The organism is Dyella acidiphila (assembly GCF_014863405.1).
Lineage (GTDB): Bacteria > Pseudomonadota > Gammaproteobacteria > Xanthomonadales > Rhodanobacteraceae > Dyella_B > Dyella_B acidiphila.
This window is the reverse complement of sequence record NZ_JACZZA010000021.1, coordinates 1-18505: the sequence shown is the minus strand read 5'-3', so window position 1 is coordinate 18505 and position 18505 is coordinate 1. Positions and strand designations below refer to the sequence as shown.

Genomic DNA, 18505 nt, shown 5'->3' with positions numbered 1-18505 from the left:
CTGCGAGGAAAGCACCTCGGCCTCGCGCAGCTTGTGGATGATCTCTTCGGAACTAAAGCGTTTCTTGGGCATCGTCCAGTCTCCTCGTCATAAGTCTATGAACTTTGGATCTGGACCAGAAATTTCAGGTCAGCTCAGTGCGCCGGCTGCATGTGTGTTGTTGAGCTGGTTGCCAACTGGAAAGATCGGGCCACCGGATGAAGCGCTTATTATTTCGCCGTACGTAGTAGGTGCGCTGCTGTATGGAGCGTTGACGTGGTAATTCGCCTGACCGGCATCCGCGCTTACGAAAAAGTTGCCTCCATCTGCAAAACATGTGCTTGAAGTACCGCCAAGGATTACGGTTAAAGCAGCCAGCATCAAAACCTTCATCGAAAGCCCCCTTTCCCTATTGATGAATTAGCGCGCAATAATAAGAAAATCCGGTTTTCCATCATCGGAACAAACACAAACAAGCGAAACGATGATAGCCAATTTCATCTGGCTCCTTCATCGACCGTCGCCAACCACGGATTGCCGTCCCGGCTAAGCCGATCGAACTGAAGCTTGCTCGAGCCCATGATCACCGTTTCGGCACAGGCTGTCGGTTCCGAATACAGGTATTGGATAACCCCTTGCGTCCCCTTGGTGAAGTAGTAGGAGCCATAAGGCGCATCCAGTAGCGGGGGTTCTCTGGCGTCACCGACCACACCTGGCTGGTGCGAGCGCAAAACCCATCCAGCGTTCTTGAGATCGCTGAGCACGCGGTCGCTCTTGATGCATGTTTTAAAATCCTTCTTATCAAAGAAGCCAAATACCACCGTATACGACGGTAGATTCGGATAGCGTGCCCGCGTAAGGCGATCGCCGTCGGGGTCCAGCGCTCCTACCCCTTGAATCCTGTATTCCTGGGCTTGGTAAGTGCCGACACTCCAGGCTTTATGGACGGCGTTTTGACCAAATGCATTTTCGAAATCGTCGACAGTGACGGTGTCATCGGGCCGATCGATGAGCTTGAGAAATCGCTGCCAGTGGTCTAGGTCGCTTCGCACGGCCAAGGGCAGTACGGGGCTTACGCGTGGAGGCGTAGCTACCACCACAACAAGATTGTCGGCCGCACCGGTCGCATCAGGCGGAACACTGAGAATGTCTCCCGCATGGTCATTTATGGTGTTCCCATGACCATTCATGGTGAGTTTTCCACCGCCAGGTTGCGTCAGCACAAGGCCGGATTGCGCTTTGAATCGCTGGCCTGCGGTCAAGGTCACGCTTTGACCCGCGCTAATCGTGGGGGTGCACCCCTGATCTACGGGTGCTTTCACGGCGCAGCCTGCCAGCAGGAATGTGATGCCGAGGCTTAAGCATTGCCGCTTGTTCATGGATGTCTGCTCGCTCGTTTAGTGGTTCGAGTTTGCTTGTATTGCCTCAGCGAGTTCTGCAATGACTTCGATATAGAAAGGCGCTGGATCCCAGCTTTCGCTGGGATGACGGTGAGGGCCGTTGACATATCGCGGTCAATGGGAACACCACGGGTTATCCAGGCGGCCAAAAAGGGAGGTAATAAACCTCACACTGGTGCAGATGATTTAATGCCCTAGCCTGGCTGCATTCTTATGACCCGAGGCCGCCCCCCGTTTCGCCCTTAGCCGGTATCGTCATTTCGATCTCGAAAAGATCAGGATCGTTCGGATACGGCTCTGTCCTGCCGGTTCGAACAAACCCATTGCGCTCATAAAAAGCGACCGCGGCCGCATTGACGTTGGTGACCATCAAGCTGAGCGTGTGCATGCCCTGCTCCCGTGCCCATTGGCGAACCGCCTGCAACAGCTTCGATCCCACCCCGTGCTGACGGGCAGCCGGGGCGACCCACATGGAAATCACTTCGCCCACAGTCGGGGCTTTACTGTCGCGAAAGCCCGCGACCAGCCCCAGGGCTTGTTCGTCGTCGAACGCAAAGAAGCCGATGCGATCCTTGCCATCGAGCGAGTTGGCGCGGGCGATCCAATCCTGATCGGACAGCAACAGCTCGCGCGCATAGGTGCTGCCAAAGGCGAGCGGATCCTGCTTCAAGGCAGCCAACCTGACTTCTTTATAGGTTTGGGCCAGCTGCGCTTCGATACGAACCAGCTTGATCACGTTTCAGCTCCGAATATTTAGGGTCGCCCGCACGCTTCCATAGGCAAAGCCGCTTGTCCATGTGCAAAGAGATATGGTAAATGCGCCTGCACAACCCTGGGGAGGATGGTATGAGCTTTCAACGACGCCAGTTGCTGCAGACCTTGTCCTATGCATTTGGGGCCGGCTTTATCCTGTCCCGCTCCAAATCGGCCGCGGCAGCGCAGACTTCCGCACAGCCGGGCACGGCGGCCACGCCTGCAAAAGCAGCGGCCAAACCGGCGGCAAATGCCGCGGATATGGAAAAAGTCGCCGGTATCGGCGGCCTGTTTTTCCGGTCTCGCGATCCCGATGCGCTGGGCCGTTGGTACCTGGAGCACCTGGGTATTTCGCTCACCCCGACCACGCTCCAGTCGCCGGTATGGGAACAGGAAGCCGGGCAAACCGTATTCAGTCCATTCCCCGAGAAAAGCGGCTATTTCGGCGATCCGAGCAAGGTATGGATGGTGAATTTCCGGGTGCACAATCTCGCCAAAATGGTGGCGCAGCTGCAGAACGCAGGCATTGCGGTCAAGCTCGATCCGCAGGTGTATCCCAATGGCCGTTTCGCGCGCCTGCACGATCCCGAGGGCAATCCGATCGAGTTGTGGCAGCCCGCGTAGGCGGCCGCGCCGTCCGGTACATACCGGGGATTACTGGATTCTGTCGCCAGGGTTACAGGGTGAAGAAAACCCGGCGCAGACCGGGGTCGCCCCAGGTTAAAGCATTACCACTTTCACATGAGACGGATTTCCGGCTCTGGTAAATTAAACCTATCGTCGCCGTCGTACATCCAAAGACCGTGGCATCCGATTTGGAATGGGCATGGCGAATTCAGGCGCTTATGGAAGAGGCGCTGCGACCAACAAGGAAAGCTAGAACACCTGCAGCCTCCCCGCTGCGATAAAGCTGCTTGACATCGATGGCCGAACCAGTCACTGGCCAAGTGATTGAGGTGTTTGGCGCGTCCGAATTTCCCCGAAACCCACGAGAATAAGTATGAAGATCAATCAGAAATCCAAGCTTTTGTCGATCGCTGCCATCGCCGCTTTCGGCGCCATGGCGTTCGGCGCCGTGCAGGCGCAGTCGACCAGCTCCAGCATCATCGGCAAGGCCCCCACCGACGGCACCGTGACGGTGCACGGTGAAACCGGCATCACCCGTCATGGCACCCCCAACGGCAAGGGCCGCTACAACCTGTCCTCGCTGCCGCCGGGCACCTACCTGGTGTCGCTGGAGAAGGACGGCAAGACGCTTGCCAGCCTGCCGGGCGTGCCGCTTTTCGCCGGCAAGGCGTTCGAAGTGGATTTCGCCTGCGACGGCGACCAGTGCACGGCTGCACCGGGCCACTAATCGCCCGTCATTTCCCCTGGCGGCCTGATCGATCACGGTTGCCAGGGGGCGGCATGCAGTCTTCTTTTCAGCTGCTGCATGCGCCCGGTTGTCATGCCCTGTATTGGGCATGACATCCGCATCCAGGCCGAAGACGTCTTCAGCCATTGCCGTATTCGGCGGCCACAAAGCCATCATCCACTTTCAGCCCGGAAAGCAGCCGGCGCTTCATCGATTTCACGATCGAAGCCATGCCCTCGGTCTGCACAGCAGCGTTGTTTACATCCCTGGCAGTCACATCAATCAGGCGCGGACCGTCGCAAAGCGCGGCAACCAGATGGGTCTCGTCGCTGTGGGTGCCGGTGCCCTGCATAACGGCGGCCGTCTCGCAATAACGCTCATCGGCTGACGTCGGCCCTGCCCCGATATACAGCACGATGCGCGACGCGGTCGCGAGCTTGCCTTGGCCATGGCTGCTCACCGCGAACAGCTGCGGTGTCGTTCCTGCTGGAATCTGCTTCGCCACCTCGTCGGCACCTGCCTGCTGCACGCTGCCATGCACCTCAATCGGCATGCTTTCCATCTGCGGCTTCCAGCGGTAATAGCCGTCGTCGGGGCCGGCCCATCGCGTCTGCAAGGTGCCGCTGCATCCGCTCAATACCAGCAGCATGAGGATAAAAAGGGCGTGACTCACCCTTACGCCTCTTGCGAGGCGTGTGCTTAAGTTTGCTTTCATTGGATGATCTCCGGTTACGTCATGCTGGCGAACGCACTAGTGGCGTAGAGGCTCAGCGGTCTTCTTTCATTTGGCCGGGCGCGGGACGAACCCCGGAACGCCGGTATGCACCACCGCATTCAAGCGGACGTTGCTGCCGATCTGCTGCTTGATCGCCTGCATGGCGCTCGCCGGCAGCGCTGCGATATCGAAGTTCTCCGCGATATGCGCAGGATTGGTCGAGGTAGTGAGAAAAGCCGTGCCGCGCTGCGCGGCCCAGGCCAGCAACACCTGCGCCGGGGTTTTATTCACCTGTTCGGCAATGGCCTTGATCAGCGGGTCGTCGGTCATTCTCGGCTCCATGCCGTGACCCAATGGCGCAAACGCCAGCAACACAATGCCGTGCTGCTGGCAGAACTCCAGCAGTTCCCACTCCGGCAGATAGGGATGGCATTCCACCTGCACCACGGCAGGCTTGATGCGGGCGATCTCCACAATCTCTTTGAGCTTGTCCAGGGTGATATCGGACAACCCGATCGCCCGGCAACGGCCTTCGTCCACCAACCGTTCCATCGCCTGCCACGTTTCGGCCAGCGTGACGCCGCTGTCGTAGATCAGCTCGCCGTGTTCGTCGGCAGGAAACAGCTCATCGCCGGGCTGGAAGGCAAACGGCGTGTGGATCAAATAGCAATCGAGGTAATCCAGCTGGAGCCGGCGCAGGCTCGCCTCGAAGGCGGCTTTTACCTGATCGGGGCGGTGATGGTTGTTCCATAGCTTGGTGGTAACGAACAGCTCTTCGCGCGTCACTGCCCCGCTCTGCATGGCTTCCTTCAATGCACTGCCTACCGCGTCTTCGGTTCGATACAGTTCCGCGCTGTCGAAATGCCGGAAGCCCACCTCCAGGGCGGCCTTGACGGCTTGCCTGGCGGCGGCAGCGTCGGGAATCAACGAACCGAATCCGGCCACCGGCATGGCACCGCGGCCGTGGATCAGGGAAATTCTTTGATGGCGAAGATCGTCACCGGTTTTGACCGTTTGCTTATGCATGACCGTTTCCTCAGCGATGGCAGAACGAGGCGGCAATGGTGGCCGAATGCCCCGATTCCGTGCCCATTGAATTTTGTACACATTCGAACAATAATCCTCGAAACAGCAGAGGTCAAGCTTTTTATGCGATCTGGTACAAAAAAAGACGAGCCCGAGAAAAAGCCCCGCGGCCGGCCCCGCGCCTACGATCCGGAAACGGCCCTGCGGGCGGCGGCACAGGCGTTCTGGAAGGCCGGCTACGCAGGCACTTCGCTCGACGATATTGCCGCCGCGACCGGCATGAACCGCCCCAGCCTTCGCGCGGCATTCGGCGACAAGCACGACATCTACATCAAGGCGCTGAGCGACTACTGGGAACGCAAATTTGCAGCGATGCGCCAGGCATTCGGGCACGGCGGCAGCGTGGCCGACACCTTGATGAGCGTGTACGACGCCTCGCTGGCAATTTATTTCTCCGGCGATGAGCAGGTACTGGGATGTTTTGTCGTCGGCACGGCGATTACCGAAGCGCCCAACGATCCGGAGATCCAGCGCCTTACCGCCGAGGGATTTCGCACGCTCGATGCCGACTTCGAGGCGCTGTTCAAGCGGGCGCGTGCTGCGGGTGAGTTGAGCCGCGATGCCGATCCCAAGGCGCTCGCCCTGCTCGCCGTGGCGACGATGCACAGCATGGCTGTGCGCGCCCGCGCCGGCAGTTCGCGCAGTGAATTGCGGAAGCTGGCGCAGAAAGCGGTGAGCGTGATTTGCGGGTGATGGCCAGACTCAACATGCCCCACGGCCTGCCCGACATCCTCGCCCCACACCTGGATGTGCTGTTCTGCGGCATCAACCCCGGCATGACGGCGGCGACCACGAGGCATCATTTCGCCGGCAACAGCAATCGCTTCTGGCGGGTGCTGCATCTGGCCGGCTTTACGCCAGAGCAAATCATCCCGGAGCAGGACCGCACCATACTGCGCTACGGCTACGGCCTCACCACCGTGGTGCAGCGGCCGACCGCCAGTGCGGATCAGCTCTCGCCGGAAGAATTCGTCGCTGCCGCCGCCGGATTCCGGCGCAAGCTGCGGCGCCAGGCGCCGCGCATGCTCGCCTTTCTAGGCAAGGCCGGCTATGCCGGGCTTTCCGCACAACGCGATATCGCGTGGGGCATGCAGGCTGTGCGCATGGAAGGCGCCGCCGTATGGGTGCTGCCCAATCCAAGCGGCCGCAACCGCGCTTTCAATCTCGATCAGCTGGTACACGCGTACCGTGAGCTGTATTTGGCGATCGGCCAGCGCGGCCAATAACCGCTACTGCTGCGCAGCCATCGCCCCTTCCGGCAAGCGGCGAACCTGCGCCTGCACCAGCGCGTTATCCATCGGCCGATAGGCGTAAACCTCGCGCCCCGCGTGATACACGCGAATCACATAGGTCTGATGAAAAACCTGGGTGAGATTGGCGAAGGCCACGGTTTCGGCCAGGTCTTCCGGCGCGGCGGCACTGGCGTACAGCGAAGGCAGCGGCGTGGCGCTCAGCGCCTGATAGACCGCCTGGGCCTGCGCGATGGTCGCCGCATAGCCGTGCGGGTGATAGCACGCGACCTGCAGCGCCGGCTTGGCATAGGCGTCGGCGAGATGGTTGCGGTCCAGCCACAGGCCATCCGAGAAAGGCGTGGGCTGAACGCCCTTGCCGACGTCCTTGGGTGTCAGATGGTAGGCGCTGTCGGCCACGTGGGTGGATTCGTGCAGCAGGATGTAGATGACGGCCGGCAGCTGTCCCACATCCACCGCCACATGATCGCTGGCATTCGTTCCGGCAAAGCAGGCCGCTTCCTTGTGCGTGATCAACTGCGACACGGTTTCGTGCAGAAGGCCGGCGCGCAGGGTGATGTTCAACATGCCCGGATGTCCCGGCGAGGGATAGGTAAGCGCGTTATTGGGCATGCCATCGGCAAAGCTCAGCGCAAACAGATGCTCGCGCAGCGCGCGCTGCTGCAAGGGCGGCATCAACGACACGGCATGCGCGATCTGCTGGCGTTCCGCCGCATTGGGCAGGTAGGCCCGGGGCCGGTCCGGCGATCCCTTGGCGCCGAACATATTCATGAACGACTCCGGCGGCACGTCGATTTTTGCGTCGAAGGGCGGCGGTGTATGTTCTGCCGCCTGCGCCGCTGCGCCGGCAAGCACCAGGATCGACATCAGGAGGGTGGCGCGCAGGTTTTTCATGGTCGCTGTCCGCAGGTTGGCCCGGGCGGCTATGCCGCCACGATAACTATGGCGGCAGAGGCTATCGCACCCGATAGCCTCTGCGACAGCACCCTGCTCAGGCCGGCCACGCCGAAGCGCGGATCACGCTGCAGAAATTGCCCGCATGAAAATGCGCATTCTTGTCCGCCAGCACGTCGGCCTTGACGTTGCCGAAGGTGGTGTCGGGCTTGTGTTGGATGCCGTTGTAGAAGGTCTGGATGATGTCCTCCTTGAACTGGCCGCCGCGCGGATGCGCGCTCACCACCGCAACACGCTCGGCTTCACTGTATTGCTCATAGGCCAGGCCGAGCACATCCATTTCCACACCCGCCGTAACCAGCGCGACCACCGGATGCATATGCTGCGGGATGCCAGGCGTGGTGTGCAGCGCGATGGCGGTCCACACCGTGTCGATGTCCTGCTGCGAAATGCCGTGATGCTTGAGGAAATCGCGCGCGGCATTGGCGCCATCCACCTCGAAGCGCTGATCCGGGCTGCTATGCCGCGGCGACAGGCCCATGTCATGGAACATGCAGCCGCAATAGAGCAATTCCGGATCGAACTTCAGGCCGCGGCGCTGGCCAGCCAGCGCGCCGAAGTAATACACGCGGCTGGAATGATGGAACAGCAGCGGGGAAACCGTATCGCGCACCACCTCGGTAATTTCGCGGGCGAGCTGGCTGTCGGGAACGGCAATGCCGTGAACGTTGAGAGACATGCGTGGATCTCCAATAGGCCGGGAAATCCATTCTGGGCAGCCCGATTCATGTCATCAATAGGCTGGATACGTCATATACTGCCATTTCGCGCCTGATGCGGACACCCGGGAGATTCCAGCCCACATGGCCAAGACCGTTGCCGTAGTCGCATTGCCCGGCGTGCAGTTGCTGGACGTTTCCGGCCCGCTGGATGTGTTCGCGCAAGCGAATATCGAAGCGGGCAAGGCGTACTACGCGCTGAAGGTGATTGCCTGCCAGCGCGGGCCGATACACAGCTCGTCCGGCGCGCGCCTGCTGCCGGATGCAATTGCCGGCGAAAACGTCGAACGCATCGATACCTTGCTGGTGGCCGGTGCGCCCCATGCCGGCAGCATCCGCTTGCCGCCGCCGGTACTGAAATGGCTGCGCAGCACGGCCGTGCGCAGCCGGCGCTACGGTTCGATCTGCACCGGCGCCTTCGTGCTTGCCGCCACCGGCCTGCTGGATGGACGCCATGTCACCACCCATTGGGCGGTGGCCGAAGCGCTGGCGCAGGCCTACCCCACCCTGCAGATCGACGAGGATGCGCTCTACGTGCGCGACGGCAAACTGCGCACGGCTGCCGGCGTTACCGCCGGCCTGGACCTGGCCCTGGCGCTGGTGGAGGAAGACCTGGGCCGCGAGATCGCCAAGCGGGTGGCCGGCCAATTGGTGATGTATTTCAAGCGCCCAGGCGGGCAATTGCAGTTCAGCCGCAAGGGCGAGAGCCGCCCGTTGGGGCGTTCGGCCCTGCAGGAAGTGCAGCGCTGGGTGGCCGCCACACCCGGGCAGGAGCACAGCATCGCCAGCATGGCCAAGCGCGCCGGCTTGAGTCCGCGCCACTTTGCGCGCCTGTTCCACGCCGAAGTAGGCATCACGCCAGCCGCATGGGTGGAAACGGCACGCGTCGCCGCGGCGCGCAGCCTGCTGGAAAACGGTCACGACACGCCCAAGCTGGTGGCCTCCAAATGCGGTTTCGCCAACGCCGACACCTTGCGCCGGGCGTTCAAGAAGCATGTCGGCGTAAGCCCGGCCGAATACCGCAAGCAGCACGTCGCGCCGCTGCATTAAGCATTACGCGGCATTTGTCGCCGCCCGCCATCCCATGCATGCTTGCGGCATCCGCCGCACTGACCTGCGCGGCGCGCATCTACGCCAAGGGGATACGCCATGCGCTGTTTTCCGGCTCTGCTTGCGGTGGTTGCAGCACTCATCTGCGCGAACGGCAACGCGACGCAAGACAATCGTCCACTGCGCGGCGCAGCACTCGACCATCGCATCGAAGCGCTGATGAAAGCGGCGCAGGTGCCCGGCCTGGCACTGGCCCTGATCGAAAACGGCCAGGTCACGTATCTGAAGGCTTATGGCGAACGCGACGTGGCGCGCCATCTGCCATTGCAGACCGACACGGTGATGTATGCCGCGTCGCTGACCAAGGCAGCGTTTTCCTATAGCGCGATGATGCTGGTGGACGAGGGCAAGCTCGATCTCGATCGCAGCATTGCCAGCGACCTGCCCAAGCCGTTGCCGGACTATCCGAAATACGCCGACCTGGCTAATGATCCACGCTGGCGCCAGATTACGCCGCGCTTCCTGCTCAGCCACCGTGGCGGTTTTGCCAACTATCGCTACTGGCCACCCGGCAAGGATTACGACCCGAACGGCAAACTGGCGATCTATGTCGATCCGGGTACGCGCTACAGCTATTCCGGCGAGGGCATCAACCTGCTGCAGTTCGTGCTTGAACACGGCAACGGCGTGGATGTCGGCGACTATATGCGCACGCATCTGTTCACGCGTTTCGGCATGACCCGCACGGCACTGACCTGGCGCGACGACTTCGCCGCGAATGTCGCGCTGGGCTACGACGAACAGGGCAAGCCGTTGCCGCATGCACACCGCACGCAGGTGCGCGCTGCCGGCTCGATGGACACCACCGTGCACGACTACGCACAACTGGCAGCGGCAATGGTACGCGGTGAAGGCCTCAAGCCCGCCACCTATGCCAACTGGCTCACGCCGGAAATACGCATCCACGACGTGCAGCAGTTCCCGGTGCTCACCCTGCCCGCCACCACCGACAACGACGGCATCGCCCTGAGCTATGCGCTGGGCGTGGGCAGGTTCCAGTCGCCGCAGGGCCCGGCCTGGTTCAAGGAAGGCCACGACGACGGCACCAACAATCTGCTGCTATGCCTGCAACGTTCGCGCACGTGCATGCTGGTGCTGAGCAATAGCAGCAATGCCGAATCGATCTTCCCCTACCTGCTGCAAAGCACGCTGGGAAAAACCTGCTTTCCCTGGTACTGGGCCAGCTACATTCCCTACGATCATCCCGAGTGGCGCAGCCCTGCCGCACGCGCGCAGCCGCATTCGCCGTGCCAGCCGTTTGAAAGCCCGCTCTAGCAGCGCATCCGCCGCCCGCCTCGAATAAGCGCCCCGGCGCCGCCGTCAGGCAAAAAACGCTTATCACCCTGGGTCATACCGACAGGCCGAACCCTCATGGCCGAGTCGTATCTTTTTTCGAACTCGCAGGCAACCATATGGACGTCCAAACGCGTAGGGCGCGTGACGTCCAGGGGACGTCTGGATCCGGGATCCCCACTCCCGACTCGCAGCACACCTTTATGCACCGGAAGGAACGCCGGCGCGGCTCCCCCTCTCCGCGGCGCGCAAGGAAGCGCCTTGTTCCTCGTGTCACCTCATTGAGAGAGAGCGGCTTTGAAAATATCGTTTCCCACCCGGCGCCGCCTGAGCGTCCTGATTGCAGCGGGTTTCACCCTTGCCAGCCCGGCCGTACTGGCCCAGTCCACCACCGGCAGCATCTTCGGCCAGGTGCCGCAGGCTGCCAACGAAAGCGTGCAGATCAAGAGCAGCACCGGCCTGACACGCACCGTCACTATCGACAGCCGTGGCCGCTACGTCGCCAGCGAGCTGCCGCTCGGCACCTACACCGTAGTGCTGCTGCGCGATGGCGCGGTGGTCGATACGCGCAGCGGCATCAGCCTGCGCGTGGGCAGCGGCACCGAGGTGTCGTTCGCCACGATCGAGGCCAAGGACCTGGGCGCGGTGAAGGTATCGGCCACCACCACGCCGCCGATCGATGTGACCAGCGTGGACTCGCGCACCGTGGTCACCTCGCAGCAGCTGGCGCAGCTGCCGCTGCTGCGCTCGGCCGAAGCCATCGCCCAGCTCGCACCGGGCGTGGTCAACAACAGCGGCGGCTACACCGGGCCCACCGGGCAGTCGCTGGTGAGTTTCGCCGGCTCCGCCGCCAGCGAAAACGCGTACTACCTCAACGGCTTCAACACCACCGATCCGCTGCGCGGCTTCGGCGGCATCACCCTGCCCTATGGCGCAATCGAGCAGCAGGAAATCTATACGGGCGGCTACAGCGCCCAGTACGGCCGCTCCGATGGCGGCGTGATCAACATGGTCGGCAAGCGCGGCGGCAACGAATGGCATTTCGGTGCGCAAGTGCTGTGGGAGCCAGAAGGCGCGCGCGCAGACGAGCTCAACACCTATTACACCAACGGCCTGCCGCCCTCGCCGATCGCCGGCAAGCTGTACGACCTCAACAGCAAGGACCGGCAGTGGACGCGCACCTACGATGCGTACCTGGGCGGCCCGCTGATCAAGGACAAGCTGTTCCTGTTCCTGGCCGCCGAAACCTCCACGCAGGATGGCGACACCGTTAATCCGGTGGCCACCAGCCAGGGCTACAGCGGCAGCACGCAAACCTACCAGCGCTTTCACGACAGCCTGCCCAAGTGGTACGCCAAGCTGGACTGGAACATCACCGACAGCAACATCCTGGAACTCACCGGTGCCTCCAACCGCGAGGAAACGGGCGGCACCATCTATAACTACAACTACAACACCTTGCAGCGCGGCAGCTTTATCAACTACGCCGACACCGTCAAAACCGGCGGCGATGTCTACAGCGCCAAGTTCACCAGCTACATCACCGACAACCTCACCTTGACCGCCATGTACGGCAAGATGCGCACGCAGAACTACGACTCGCCCGGCGGCTACAACGGCAGCCTCACCTATCTCACCGATATCCAGAACCAGAACCCCGCCTTGAACGGCGGCACGCCGGTAGGCAACGGCCAGATCACCGAGTCGCTGTTCAATGCGGACCGCCACAACCAGAGCAACAACCTGCGCGTGGACCTGAGCTACCAGCTCGGCCAGCACACCCTCTCGGTGGGTATCGACAACCAGAATGCGCGCGCCATCGACCAGGGCAGCCAAACTTCCGGCCCGGGCTATTACTGGGATTACGGCTACACCACCACGCCCGGCACCGCGCTGATTCCGAACCTGGGCGTAGGCGCGCCGGCCAATTATCCCAACGGCGCCTCCGGCTACTACGTGGTGCAATGGATCAACAGCTCCATCGCCAGCGTGCGTTCGGCGCAGCGTGCGCAATACATCGAAGACAAATGGCAGGTGAGCGATCGCTGGCTGCTTTCGCTGGGCCTGCGCAACGACCAGTTCACCGACTACAACGCCGATGCGCAGCCTTATGTAACCCAGCACAAGCCGCAATGGGCGCCGCGCCTGGGCTTCAGCTGGGATGTGTTCGGCGACGCCAGCTTCAAGGTGTACGGCAACGCCGGCCGCTACTACCTGGGCATGCCGCTGAACCCGGCCTTGAACGCCGCCGGCGCCTACGTTTCCACCCAGCAATATTTCACCTATAGCGGCATTGCCGCCGACGGCACACCCACCGGGCTTACCGCGTTCTCCAACGCAGTGTCGCCCAACAACACCTACGGCGTGCTGCCGGATCCGAAGACGGTGACCGCGCAAAACCTGAAATCGGAATACCAGGACGAATTCATCCTCGGCTTCACCAAGGCGATCGACAACCAGTGGGTGTACGGCGCCAAGCTCACCCGCCGCGTTCTGCGCAACGACATCGACGATTACTGCGATGTGCAAACCATCGAGAACAAGGCCGCCGCACTCGGCTACACCGTCAACGCCACCAACAGCTGCTACCTGATCAACCCCGGCCGTGCCAACACCTTCACCGTGATCGACGCCAGCGGCGCCTATCGCAGCGTGCAGTTGACCAATGCCGACATGGGCTTTCCGGCGATGAAGCGCCAGTACTACGGCCTGGAAACCTTCCTGGAGCATCCGTTCGACGGCAAGTGGTACGGCAAGATCGACTACGTGTTCTCGCGTAGCTACGGCGATACCGAAGGACAGCTGCGCTCGGATATCCGCCAGACCGCGTCATCCACCAGCATCGACTGGGATTTCCCGGCGCTGATGGTCAACAGCAATGGTGCGCAGAGCAACGACCACACGCACCAGATCAAGCTGTTCGGCTATTACCAGCTCACGCCGCAGTGGCTGCTGTCGGGCAATGTGCAAGTGGCCTCGGGCAATCCGCGCAACTGCCTGGGCTATTACGGCCCCAACCAGACCGATCCGGATGGCTACGGCAGTTTCTATCACTGGTGCGGCGGCGTGCCCACACCACCGGGTACTTATCGCCTGCCGTGGAACAAGCAGGTGGACGTCGGCATTACCTACGCGCCGCCGGTAGCGGTCGGCAAGCTGGCCTTGTCGTTGAACGTGTTCAACCTGTTCAACTCGCAAACAGTGCTGAATGCGTATCCGTACTTCCAGGTCTCGCCCGGCACGCCCGATCCGCTCTACGGCTCGGCGGTGATCCGCCAGCAACCGCGCTACGTGCGCTTGAGCGCCACCTACGACTATTGAGTGCAGGTGTGGCGTCATGCCCATGGACGGGCATGACGCCGTGCCTCATCGGCCGAAGTAGAACGCCACGCCAAAGCCGGCCATCCACACCGGGCCGCTGCCGATAAAGCGCCGATCGAACGAAATATCCCACTGCAGGCGCGCGCTGGGCAGATAGGTGATCCCCGCGCCCAACAAGCCGCCGCTCTGGCCCTGCTGATGCAGGCCCACCGCTTCGGTATACACGCCCCAGGTCTTGCTGATCGCATAGCCGTAGTTGCCGGCTACCTGGTACGTGCCCTGGTTGCCCATGCGCTGCCACTGCGCGAAATAGCCGAGCGAGTTTTTCTCGTTCAACTGCTGCGCCACTGTGACGCCCAGGGTGTATTCGCGCTGCGGCAGGCGCAGATCGCCTTCACCGTCCGGAAATTCCACCGTGCCGAGCATGCCCCAGCTCCACACCTGGCTGGACGAGGGCGGCGCCACTTTCAGGCTTAGCACTGTATCGCCGCGGCCGTTGCTGAACTGCGAAAAGTTGCCCGCGCGCTGACTCAGCCAATTGAACGGCGTGCTGCCCACCTGCAATTCCAGCCCGCTGCCAAGACCGACGCGCAACAAGCTGTCGGTCATGAACTGGCTGGTGCGCACCCCATCCTGGTTGTAGAGGCTCCAGGTCGGCAGCCCCTGCTCGATCACGAAGCCGCCAAGCGGCAAGGCACTGGTGCCGAAACCAAAGGCGGGACGGTCGTAGGCCGGCACGGTCTGGCCGCTGTTGTCGCCGTCATCCGCCATGGCGGCACCCGCGCCCAGCAACAACAGCCAGGCCAGGGCGTGGCATGCCGCCCGCCAGCGTGCGATAGGTGGTCGATAACTCAACATAGATACCTTCGTGCTCCACTCACCCATGGCGCTTAAAATTCGCGCCACGCACTTTCGGCCACCGCCGCCTGCTTCGCCGGCGCTTTTGCCTTGGCCGGTGTTGCCGCCACCACCGCACGCTTCACCGCCGTCGCCACCTGTACCGCCGGCTCGTCGGCGCCGCTGATGCGGAAGAAGTTCACGTGCTGCATCAACTCGCCGGCCTGCTCCTGCAGCGCACGGCTGGCCGCCGCGGCTTCTTCGACCAGTGCGGCATTACGCTGGGTCATATCGTCCAGTGCGGTCACCGTGGTGTTGACCTGCTCCACGCCGGTCGCCTGCTCGGTGCTGGCCGCCGCAATTTCGGCCACCAGGTCGGTGATCTTGCGGGTGCGATCCAGGATCTGGCTCAGCGCTTCGCCCGAGGCGTTGACCAGCGACGCACCGGTCTGCACCTTTTCCGACGACTCGTTGATCAGCAACTTGATTTCGCGCGCCGCACCAGCCGAACGCTGCGCCAGCACACGCACCTCGCCGGCCACCACCGCAAAGCCGCGGCCTTCTTCACCTGCACGCGCCGCTTCCACCGCGGCGTTGAGCGCCAGCAAATTGGTCTGGAAGGCGATCTCGTCGATCAGGCCGGAAATCTCCGCAATGCGCTTGCTGGACGCTTCGATTTCCAGCATCGCGTTCACCGCCTCACCGGCCACGCGGCCGCCGTGTTCGGCATGCTCCAGCGCACCGAGCGCCAGCTGCGAAGTCTGGTTGGCGCTCTCGGCGTTCTGCCGCACGGTGGCATTCATCTGCTCCATCGATGCCGCAGTTTCTTCCAGGCTCGATGCCTGCTCCTGCGTGCGATGGGACAGATCGTCATTGCCCTGCGCAATCTGGCTCGATGCCGTGGCCACCGACGAAGCACTGCCACGCACTTCCTTCACGATGCGCGTCAGCTGCTCGTCCATGCGACTCAGGCCCAGCATCAGGCGCCCCACTTCGTCCTGGCGATCGACCTTGATGCCATGGTTGAGCTGCCCGGAAGCAATCGCATCGGCCAGCACCACCGCACGCTCGATCGGCTTGGAGATGGCGCGCAACATCGCCACCAGCAGGCCGATGATGATCAGGAAGCCACCGGCAATGATGCCAATGGTGAACATGCGCGTATGGCGGAACGAATCTTCGGCGCTCTTGTAGGACTCTTCAGCCTGATCCTGATTCTCGCTGTAGAGCACATCCACGTTTTCCAGCGCCGTGGTGAACAGCTTGGCGTAGGCACCCCCTTCGGCCAGCGTGTCGACGTCGAATTTGCCTTGCGCCGCATCGCTGAGCACGGTCGCTGCAATGCCGTCGATCTGCTTGCGTGCCGCGGCAACGGCATCGGCCGCCTGCCGCTCGCGCGCGCTGTCGATCAGTGGGTAATACTCGCCCCAGGCCTCGTTCATGCCGGCATCGCTCTTGGCGATGAAATCCTTGGCTTGCGCCGCGCCCTTGGCGTCGTGCGTCAACATCAGTTTGTTCAAGGCCAGCAGATTCTGGCTCAGACCGTTGCGCACACGGCCAATATCGAGAATCGGTTTGACGTCACCTTCGTAGATATCGGAGATGTCGCCGTTGCTCTGGCTTTGACCATAGATGCCCATGCACCCGATGCCCACCATGATCAACGCGCAAAGCGATAAACCGAGAATCAATTTATGCCGGATGGTGAGGCTGAAACGCCGCTTCATAAGTTCGTACTCCAAGAGGATTTGGGCGGCGCTGTTGTTCGATTGCGATACGCGCCGTGGAGCGCTTATCGGCAGGTTTTTAAAATCGCTTGAGAAAAAACTGCAACGGCAGTGACACGAAACCCTGGAAAATAAGCGGAAACAGCGCAAAAACTTTTTCTGTCTATGTGCAGCACAGTGACCACCTGTCACGAACTGACGCACCGCCGGCCCATCAAGACAACTTCGTGTGCATGCACGCGCTAACAACGACACGGCGCGATGCCAATTTCGATGCGCAGCGCGCAGATCGATCGCCGGCTATTTGGCGTTACAGGCAGGCGCAAAATCTTGCTGCGGCAAATCCGTCACTGGCGAGGACCAGGGGTGATGACTGACATGCTTGCGCAAAGCTGACGCAAAAACTTGCCGGCAAGTGTGCCTAGCTTGGGCGCTTGCGGCAAGAGTGGGCTTTGCCCCGCCCTACTACGGCACGAAGCTAGCCTCCCCGGGACACTTAGGAGAGAGAGCCGATGGCGTGACTGTGCAGCTACCACCCGCTTGTCGATGAAGCTGATTTGATCCCGGCGTTCCGGGAGCAGTGATGAAATGCAGGAAAATACAGGCGTACCTCACCGTTATCCCGGCGGAAGCCGGGATCCAGCGTCTTGGCTCTGCATGCGAAAAGTCACTGGATCCCGGCTTCCGCCGGGATGACGGTGAGGCAATGGGTGGCGGTGAGGTGGGTTGAGGCTGACCTATGAAACCATGGCGAGTAAGCGTGGCGACCTGATCGCACCGGCCATACCGGGGCTAAAATTCATTGCGCAAAGGTCCGCTTCCGACCCATTGCAGACATCATCCAAAAAATGACCAAATTAATTGCACTGACCGAGAGAGACTCAAGTGGCCCCATCCGATAACGATTTCGACACCGAGCACGACTTCGAAGAGGAAGAGAATGTCGGTGACTCAGTAGAAGCGCATGTTTGGCAGCTGCTGTTGCTGATCAATCCCGGGGATGAGGAGATGGCGCTCCAGCAATTTACGGATTACCGCGAAGGGATAGTCCAATCGGGCGGTAATGAGGCGGAGCCGATTGATCTCGTCCGCAGAGTAATTGATTGGCGGTCGGGCTTTTACGTTGACGTCGCGGACACCAGTGGACTCATGCAGGCGATCGACGAACTCTCCGCGCGCTGGAATATATCGATCGATTGGGGTGGCGATGCGGCCGATGATGACTTCCACAAGACTGACATTGATGCGCCTTCGCTATTTGCCATCGCATATGACCGTCTGCTTGAACACGGCTACACCCTGTGGGCCTGGGAAACCGGGGATGACCACTGCGCGGGTTGGATCACTCTGAAGCGAGACAATGAATCTTTGCGCGAGGTTGCGGTGTATCTGGGTATCAATATGCGGCTTGGAAACGAGGTCACCTGAGTTAGAGGTCTTTCAAAATCGTCCTGGCAATGGGCCGGAGGTAGTTAAAGTGAGCTAACTACCTTCCGGCCCGCTTTTCGAAGGTGGAGGTAGCGGCCATACTCGACCAAGCCTTGGCTAAAGACGGCGACGTAGAGAACTGGCGCATCATTGAAGCCTACGTGATGCGGAATCTTGGAGAGCTCCTCACTTGGAGAAGCGAAGAGCAGAAGTTACGAGAGACAAGCACTATGCATGTGGCCGAGGCGAATCGAAATAGAGAACTTGAACGCCTTCAGTTAGGTGATCGCATCTTGTGTTTCTTGAAATCACTAGATGCCCCGGTGCAACTGCGATACCTATTCCAGAAACCGGCATCATTCTACGCCCAGGGGTATCCACTGAATCCCGGAAATTGGGAAAAGCTCCAACCAAGAGTGGTATTGCCTTTGTGGGAATGTCAGTGAGTGGCCTGCACTAACTGGTCCAGATGTAGGGTTAGTTTAAGCAGCGAGCTTCAGATGTACATCCTGGATGGCTGGCAGGACAGCTTCAGGAGCCGGTGGCCGATAATTCAACGCGCTATGCGGCCGAACCGTG

The 18505-nt window shown here is 61.3% G+C and carries 17 protein-coding genes; 9 read left to right on the top strand and 8 right to left on the bottom strand.

All coding sequences use genetic code 11. The annotated features are described in order from the left end of the window. Positions 1–262: hypothetical protein (locus IGX34_RS22235; RefSeq protein WP_225737695.1), on the top strand; the 262-nt coding region annotated here is incomplete at its 5' end. Between the two features lie 214 nt (positions 263–476). Here IGX34_RS22235 and IGX34_RS21735 read toward each other — a convergent pair. Further along, positions 477–1358, bottom strand: coding sequence for a hypothetical protein (locus IGX34_RS21735; protein ID WP_192557861.1), 882 nt, complete (start codon positions 1356–1358; stop codon positions 477–479). Between the two features lie 232 nt (positions 1359–1590). Next, positions 1591–2115, bottom strand: coding sequence for a GNAT family N-acetyltransferase (locus IGX34_RS21730; RefSeq protein ID WP_192557860.1), 525 nt, complete (start codon positions 2113–2115; stop codon positions 1591–1593). Between the two features lie 110 nt (positions 2116–2225). Here IGX34_RS21730 and IGX34_RS21725 point away from each other — a divergent pair, with 110 nt between their 5' ends. After that, on the top strand, positions 2226–2756 hold the full coding sequence (locus tag IGX34_RS21725) for a VOC family protein (RefSeq protein ID WP_225737694.1): 531 nt from the start codon (positions 2226–2228) through the stop codon (positions 2754–2756). 376 nt (positions 2757–3132) lie between these two features. After that, positions 3133–3486: a carboxypeptidase-like regulatory domain-containing protein gene (locus tag IGX34_RS21720; RefSeq protein WP_192557859.1), complete on the top strand. Its 354-nt coding sequence runs from the start codon at positions 3133–3135 to the stop codon at positions 3484–3486. Between the two features lie 139 nt (positions 3487–3625). Here IGX34_RS21720 and IGX34_RS21715 read toward each other — a convergent pair whose 3' ends face one another. Together IGX34_RS21715 and IGX34_RS21710 are read right to left on the bottom strand one after the other, a co-directional pair. Next, positions 3626–4201: a hypothetical protein gene (locus IGX34_RS21715; RefSeq protein WP_192557858.1), complete on the bottom strand. Its 576-nt coding sequence runs from the start codon at positions 4199–4201 to the stop codon at positions 3626–3628. Between the two features lie 66 nt (positions 4202–4267). Next, positions 4268–5227, bottom strand: coding sequence for an aldo/keto reductase (locus IGX34_RS21710; RefSeq protein ID WP_192557857.1), 960 nt, complete (start codon positions 5225–5227; stop codon positions 4268–4270). Here IGX34_RS21710 and IGX34_RS21705 point away from each other — a divergent pair. Both IGX34_RS21705 and mug read left to right on the top strand, forming a co-directional pair. Further along, positions 5186–5980 carry a TetR/AcrR family transcriptional regulator gene (locus IGX34_RS21705; protein WP_225737693.1) on the top strand — a complete coding sequence of 265 codons (795 nt, stop codon included), beginning with the start codon at positions 5186–5188 and terminating at the stop codon, positions 5978–5980. The genes IGX34_RS21710 and IGX34_RS21705 overlap by 42 nt on opposite strands. Continuing rightward, positions 5980–6513: a G/U mismatch-specific DNA glycosylase gene (mug, locus tag IGX34_RS21700; RefSeq protein ID WP_225737692.1), complete on the top strand. Its 534-nt coding sequence runs from the start codon at positions 5980–5982 to the stop codon at positions 6511–6513. Before IGX34_RS21705 ends, mug begins: the two co-directional genes overlap by 1 nt. 3 nt (positions 6514–6516) lie before the next feature. Here mug and IGX34_RS21695 read toward each other — a convergent pair whose 3' ends face one another. Next, positions 6517–7431 carry a hypothetical protein gene (locus IGX34_RS21695; RefSeq protein ID WP_192557856.1) on the bottom strand — a complete coding sequence of 305 codons (915 nt, stop codon included), beginning with the start codon at positions 7429–7431 and terminating at the stop codon, positions 6517–6519. Positions 7432–7528: 97 nt separating this feature from the next. Continuing rightward, on the bottom strand, positions 7529–8170 hold the full coding sequence (locus IGX34_RS21690) for an HD domain-containing protein (protein WP_192557855.1): 642 nt from the start codon (positions 8168–8170) through the stop codon (positions 7529–7531). A 124-nt stretch (positions 8171–8294) separates the two neighbouring features. On the opposite strand from IGX34_RS21690, the gene IGX34_RS21685 reads away from it, so the two are divergent. From IGX34_RS21685 to IGX34_RS21675, 3 genes are all read left to right on the top strand, one after another. Continuing rightward, positions 8295–9260 (top strand): GlxA family transcriptional regulator, encoded by a 966-nt coding sequence (locus IGX34_RS21685; RefSeq protein ID WP_192557854.1) that lies wholly within the window; start codon positions 8295–8297, stop codon positions 9258–9260. Positions 9261–9359: 99 nt separating this feature from the next. Beyond that, entirely contained in the window at positions 9360–10595 is a 1236-nt protein-coding gene (locus tag IGX34_RS21680) for a serine hydrolase domain-containing protein (RefSeq protein ID WP_192557853.1), read from the top strand. 315 nt (positions 10596–10910) lie between these two features. Then, positions 10911–13934, top strand: coding sequence for a TonB-dependent receptor (locus IGX34_RS21675; protein WP_192557852.1), 3024 nt, complete (start codon positions 10911–10913; stop codon positions 13932–13934). Between the two features lie 45 nt (positions 13935–13979). Here IGX34_RS21675 and IGX34_RS21670 read toward each other — a convergent pair whose 3' ends face one another. Continuing rightward, the gene (locus IGX34_RS21670) at positions 13980–14792 is read right to left on the bottom strand and encodes a transporter (RefSeq protein WP_192557851.1); all 813 of its coding nucleotides are present in this window, start codon (positions 14790–14792) and stop codon (positions 13980–13982) included. Positions 14793–14824: 32 nt separating this feature from the next. Continuing rightward, entirely contained in the window at positions 14825–16498 is a 1674-nt protein-coding gene (locus IGX34_RS21665; protein WP_192557850.1) for a methyl-accepting chemotaxis protein, read from the bottom strand. An 885-nt stretch (positions 16499–17383) separates the two neighbouring features. On the opposite strand from IGX34_RS21665, the gene IGX34_RS21660 reads away from it, so the two are divergent. Next, positions 17384–17926 (top strand): DUF6630 family protein, encoded by a 543-nt coding sequence (locus IGX34_RS21660; RefSeq protein WP_192557849.1) that lies wholly within the window; start codon positions 17384–17386, stop codon positions 17924–17926. Positions 17927–18505 lie beyond the last annotated feature (579 nt).

Bases quoted from the DNA above. Each gene is read 5' to 3' on its own strand.
- IGX34_RS21735 (WP_192557861.1), bottom strand. From the start codon at position 1,358: ATGAACAAGCGGCAATGCTTAAGCCTCGGCATCACATTCCTGCTGGCA.
- IGX34_RS21725 (WP_225737694.1), top strand. From the start codon at position 2,226: ATGAGCTTTCAACGACGCCAGTTGCTGCAGACCTTGTCCTATGCATTT.
- IGX34_RS21720 (WP_192557859.1), top strand. From the start codon at position 3,133: ATGAAGATCAATCAGAAATCCAAGCTTTTGTCGATCGCTGCCATCGCC.
- IGX34_RS21715 (WP_192557858.1), bottom strand. From the start codon at position 4,201: ATGAAAGCAAACTTAAGCACACGCCTCGCAAGAGGCGTAAGGGTGAGT.
- IGX34_RS21705 (WP_225737693.1), top strand. From the start codon at position 5,186: ATGGCGAAGATCGTCACCGGTTTTGACCGTTTGCTTATGCATGACCGT.
- IGX34_RS21710 (WP_192557857.1), bottom strand. From the start codon at position 5,227: ATGCATAAGCAAACGGTCAAAACCGGTGACGATCTTCGCCATCAAAGA.
- mug (WP_225737692.1), top strand. From the start codon at position 5,980: ATGGCCAGACTCAACATGCCCCACGGCCTGCCCGACATCCTCGCCCCA.
- IGX34_RS21695 (WP_192557856.1), bottom strand. From the start codon at position 7,431: ATGAAAAACCTGCGCGCCACCCTCCTGATGTCGATCCTGGTGCTTGCC.
- IGX34_RS21690 (WP_192557855.1), bottom strand. From the start codon at position 8,170: ATGTCTCTCAACGTTCACGGCATTGCCGTTCCCGACAGCCAGCTCGCC.
- IGX34_RS21685 (WP_192557854.1), top strand. From the start codon at position 8,295: ATGGCCAAGACCGTTGCCGTAGTCGCATTGCCCGGCGTGCAGTTGCTG.
- IGX34_RS21680 (WP_192557853.1), top strand. From the start codon at position 9,360: ATGCGCTGTTTTCCGGCTCTGCTTGCGGTGGTTGCAGCACTCATCTGC.
- IGX34_RS21670 (WP_192557851.1), bottom strand. From the start codon at position 14,792: ATGTTGAGTTATCGACCACCTATCGCACGCTGGCGGGCGGCATGCCAC.
- IGX34_RS21665 (WP_192557850.1), bottom strand. From the start codon at position 16,498: ATGAAGCGGCGTTTCAGCCTCACCATCCGGCATAAATTGATTCTCGGT.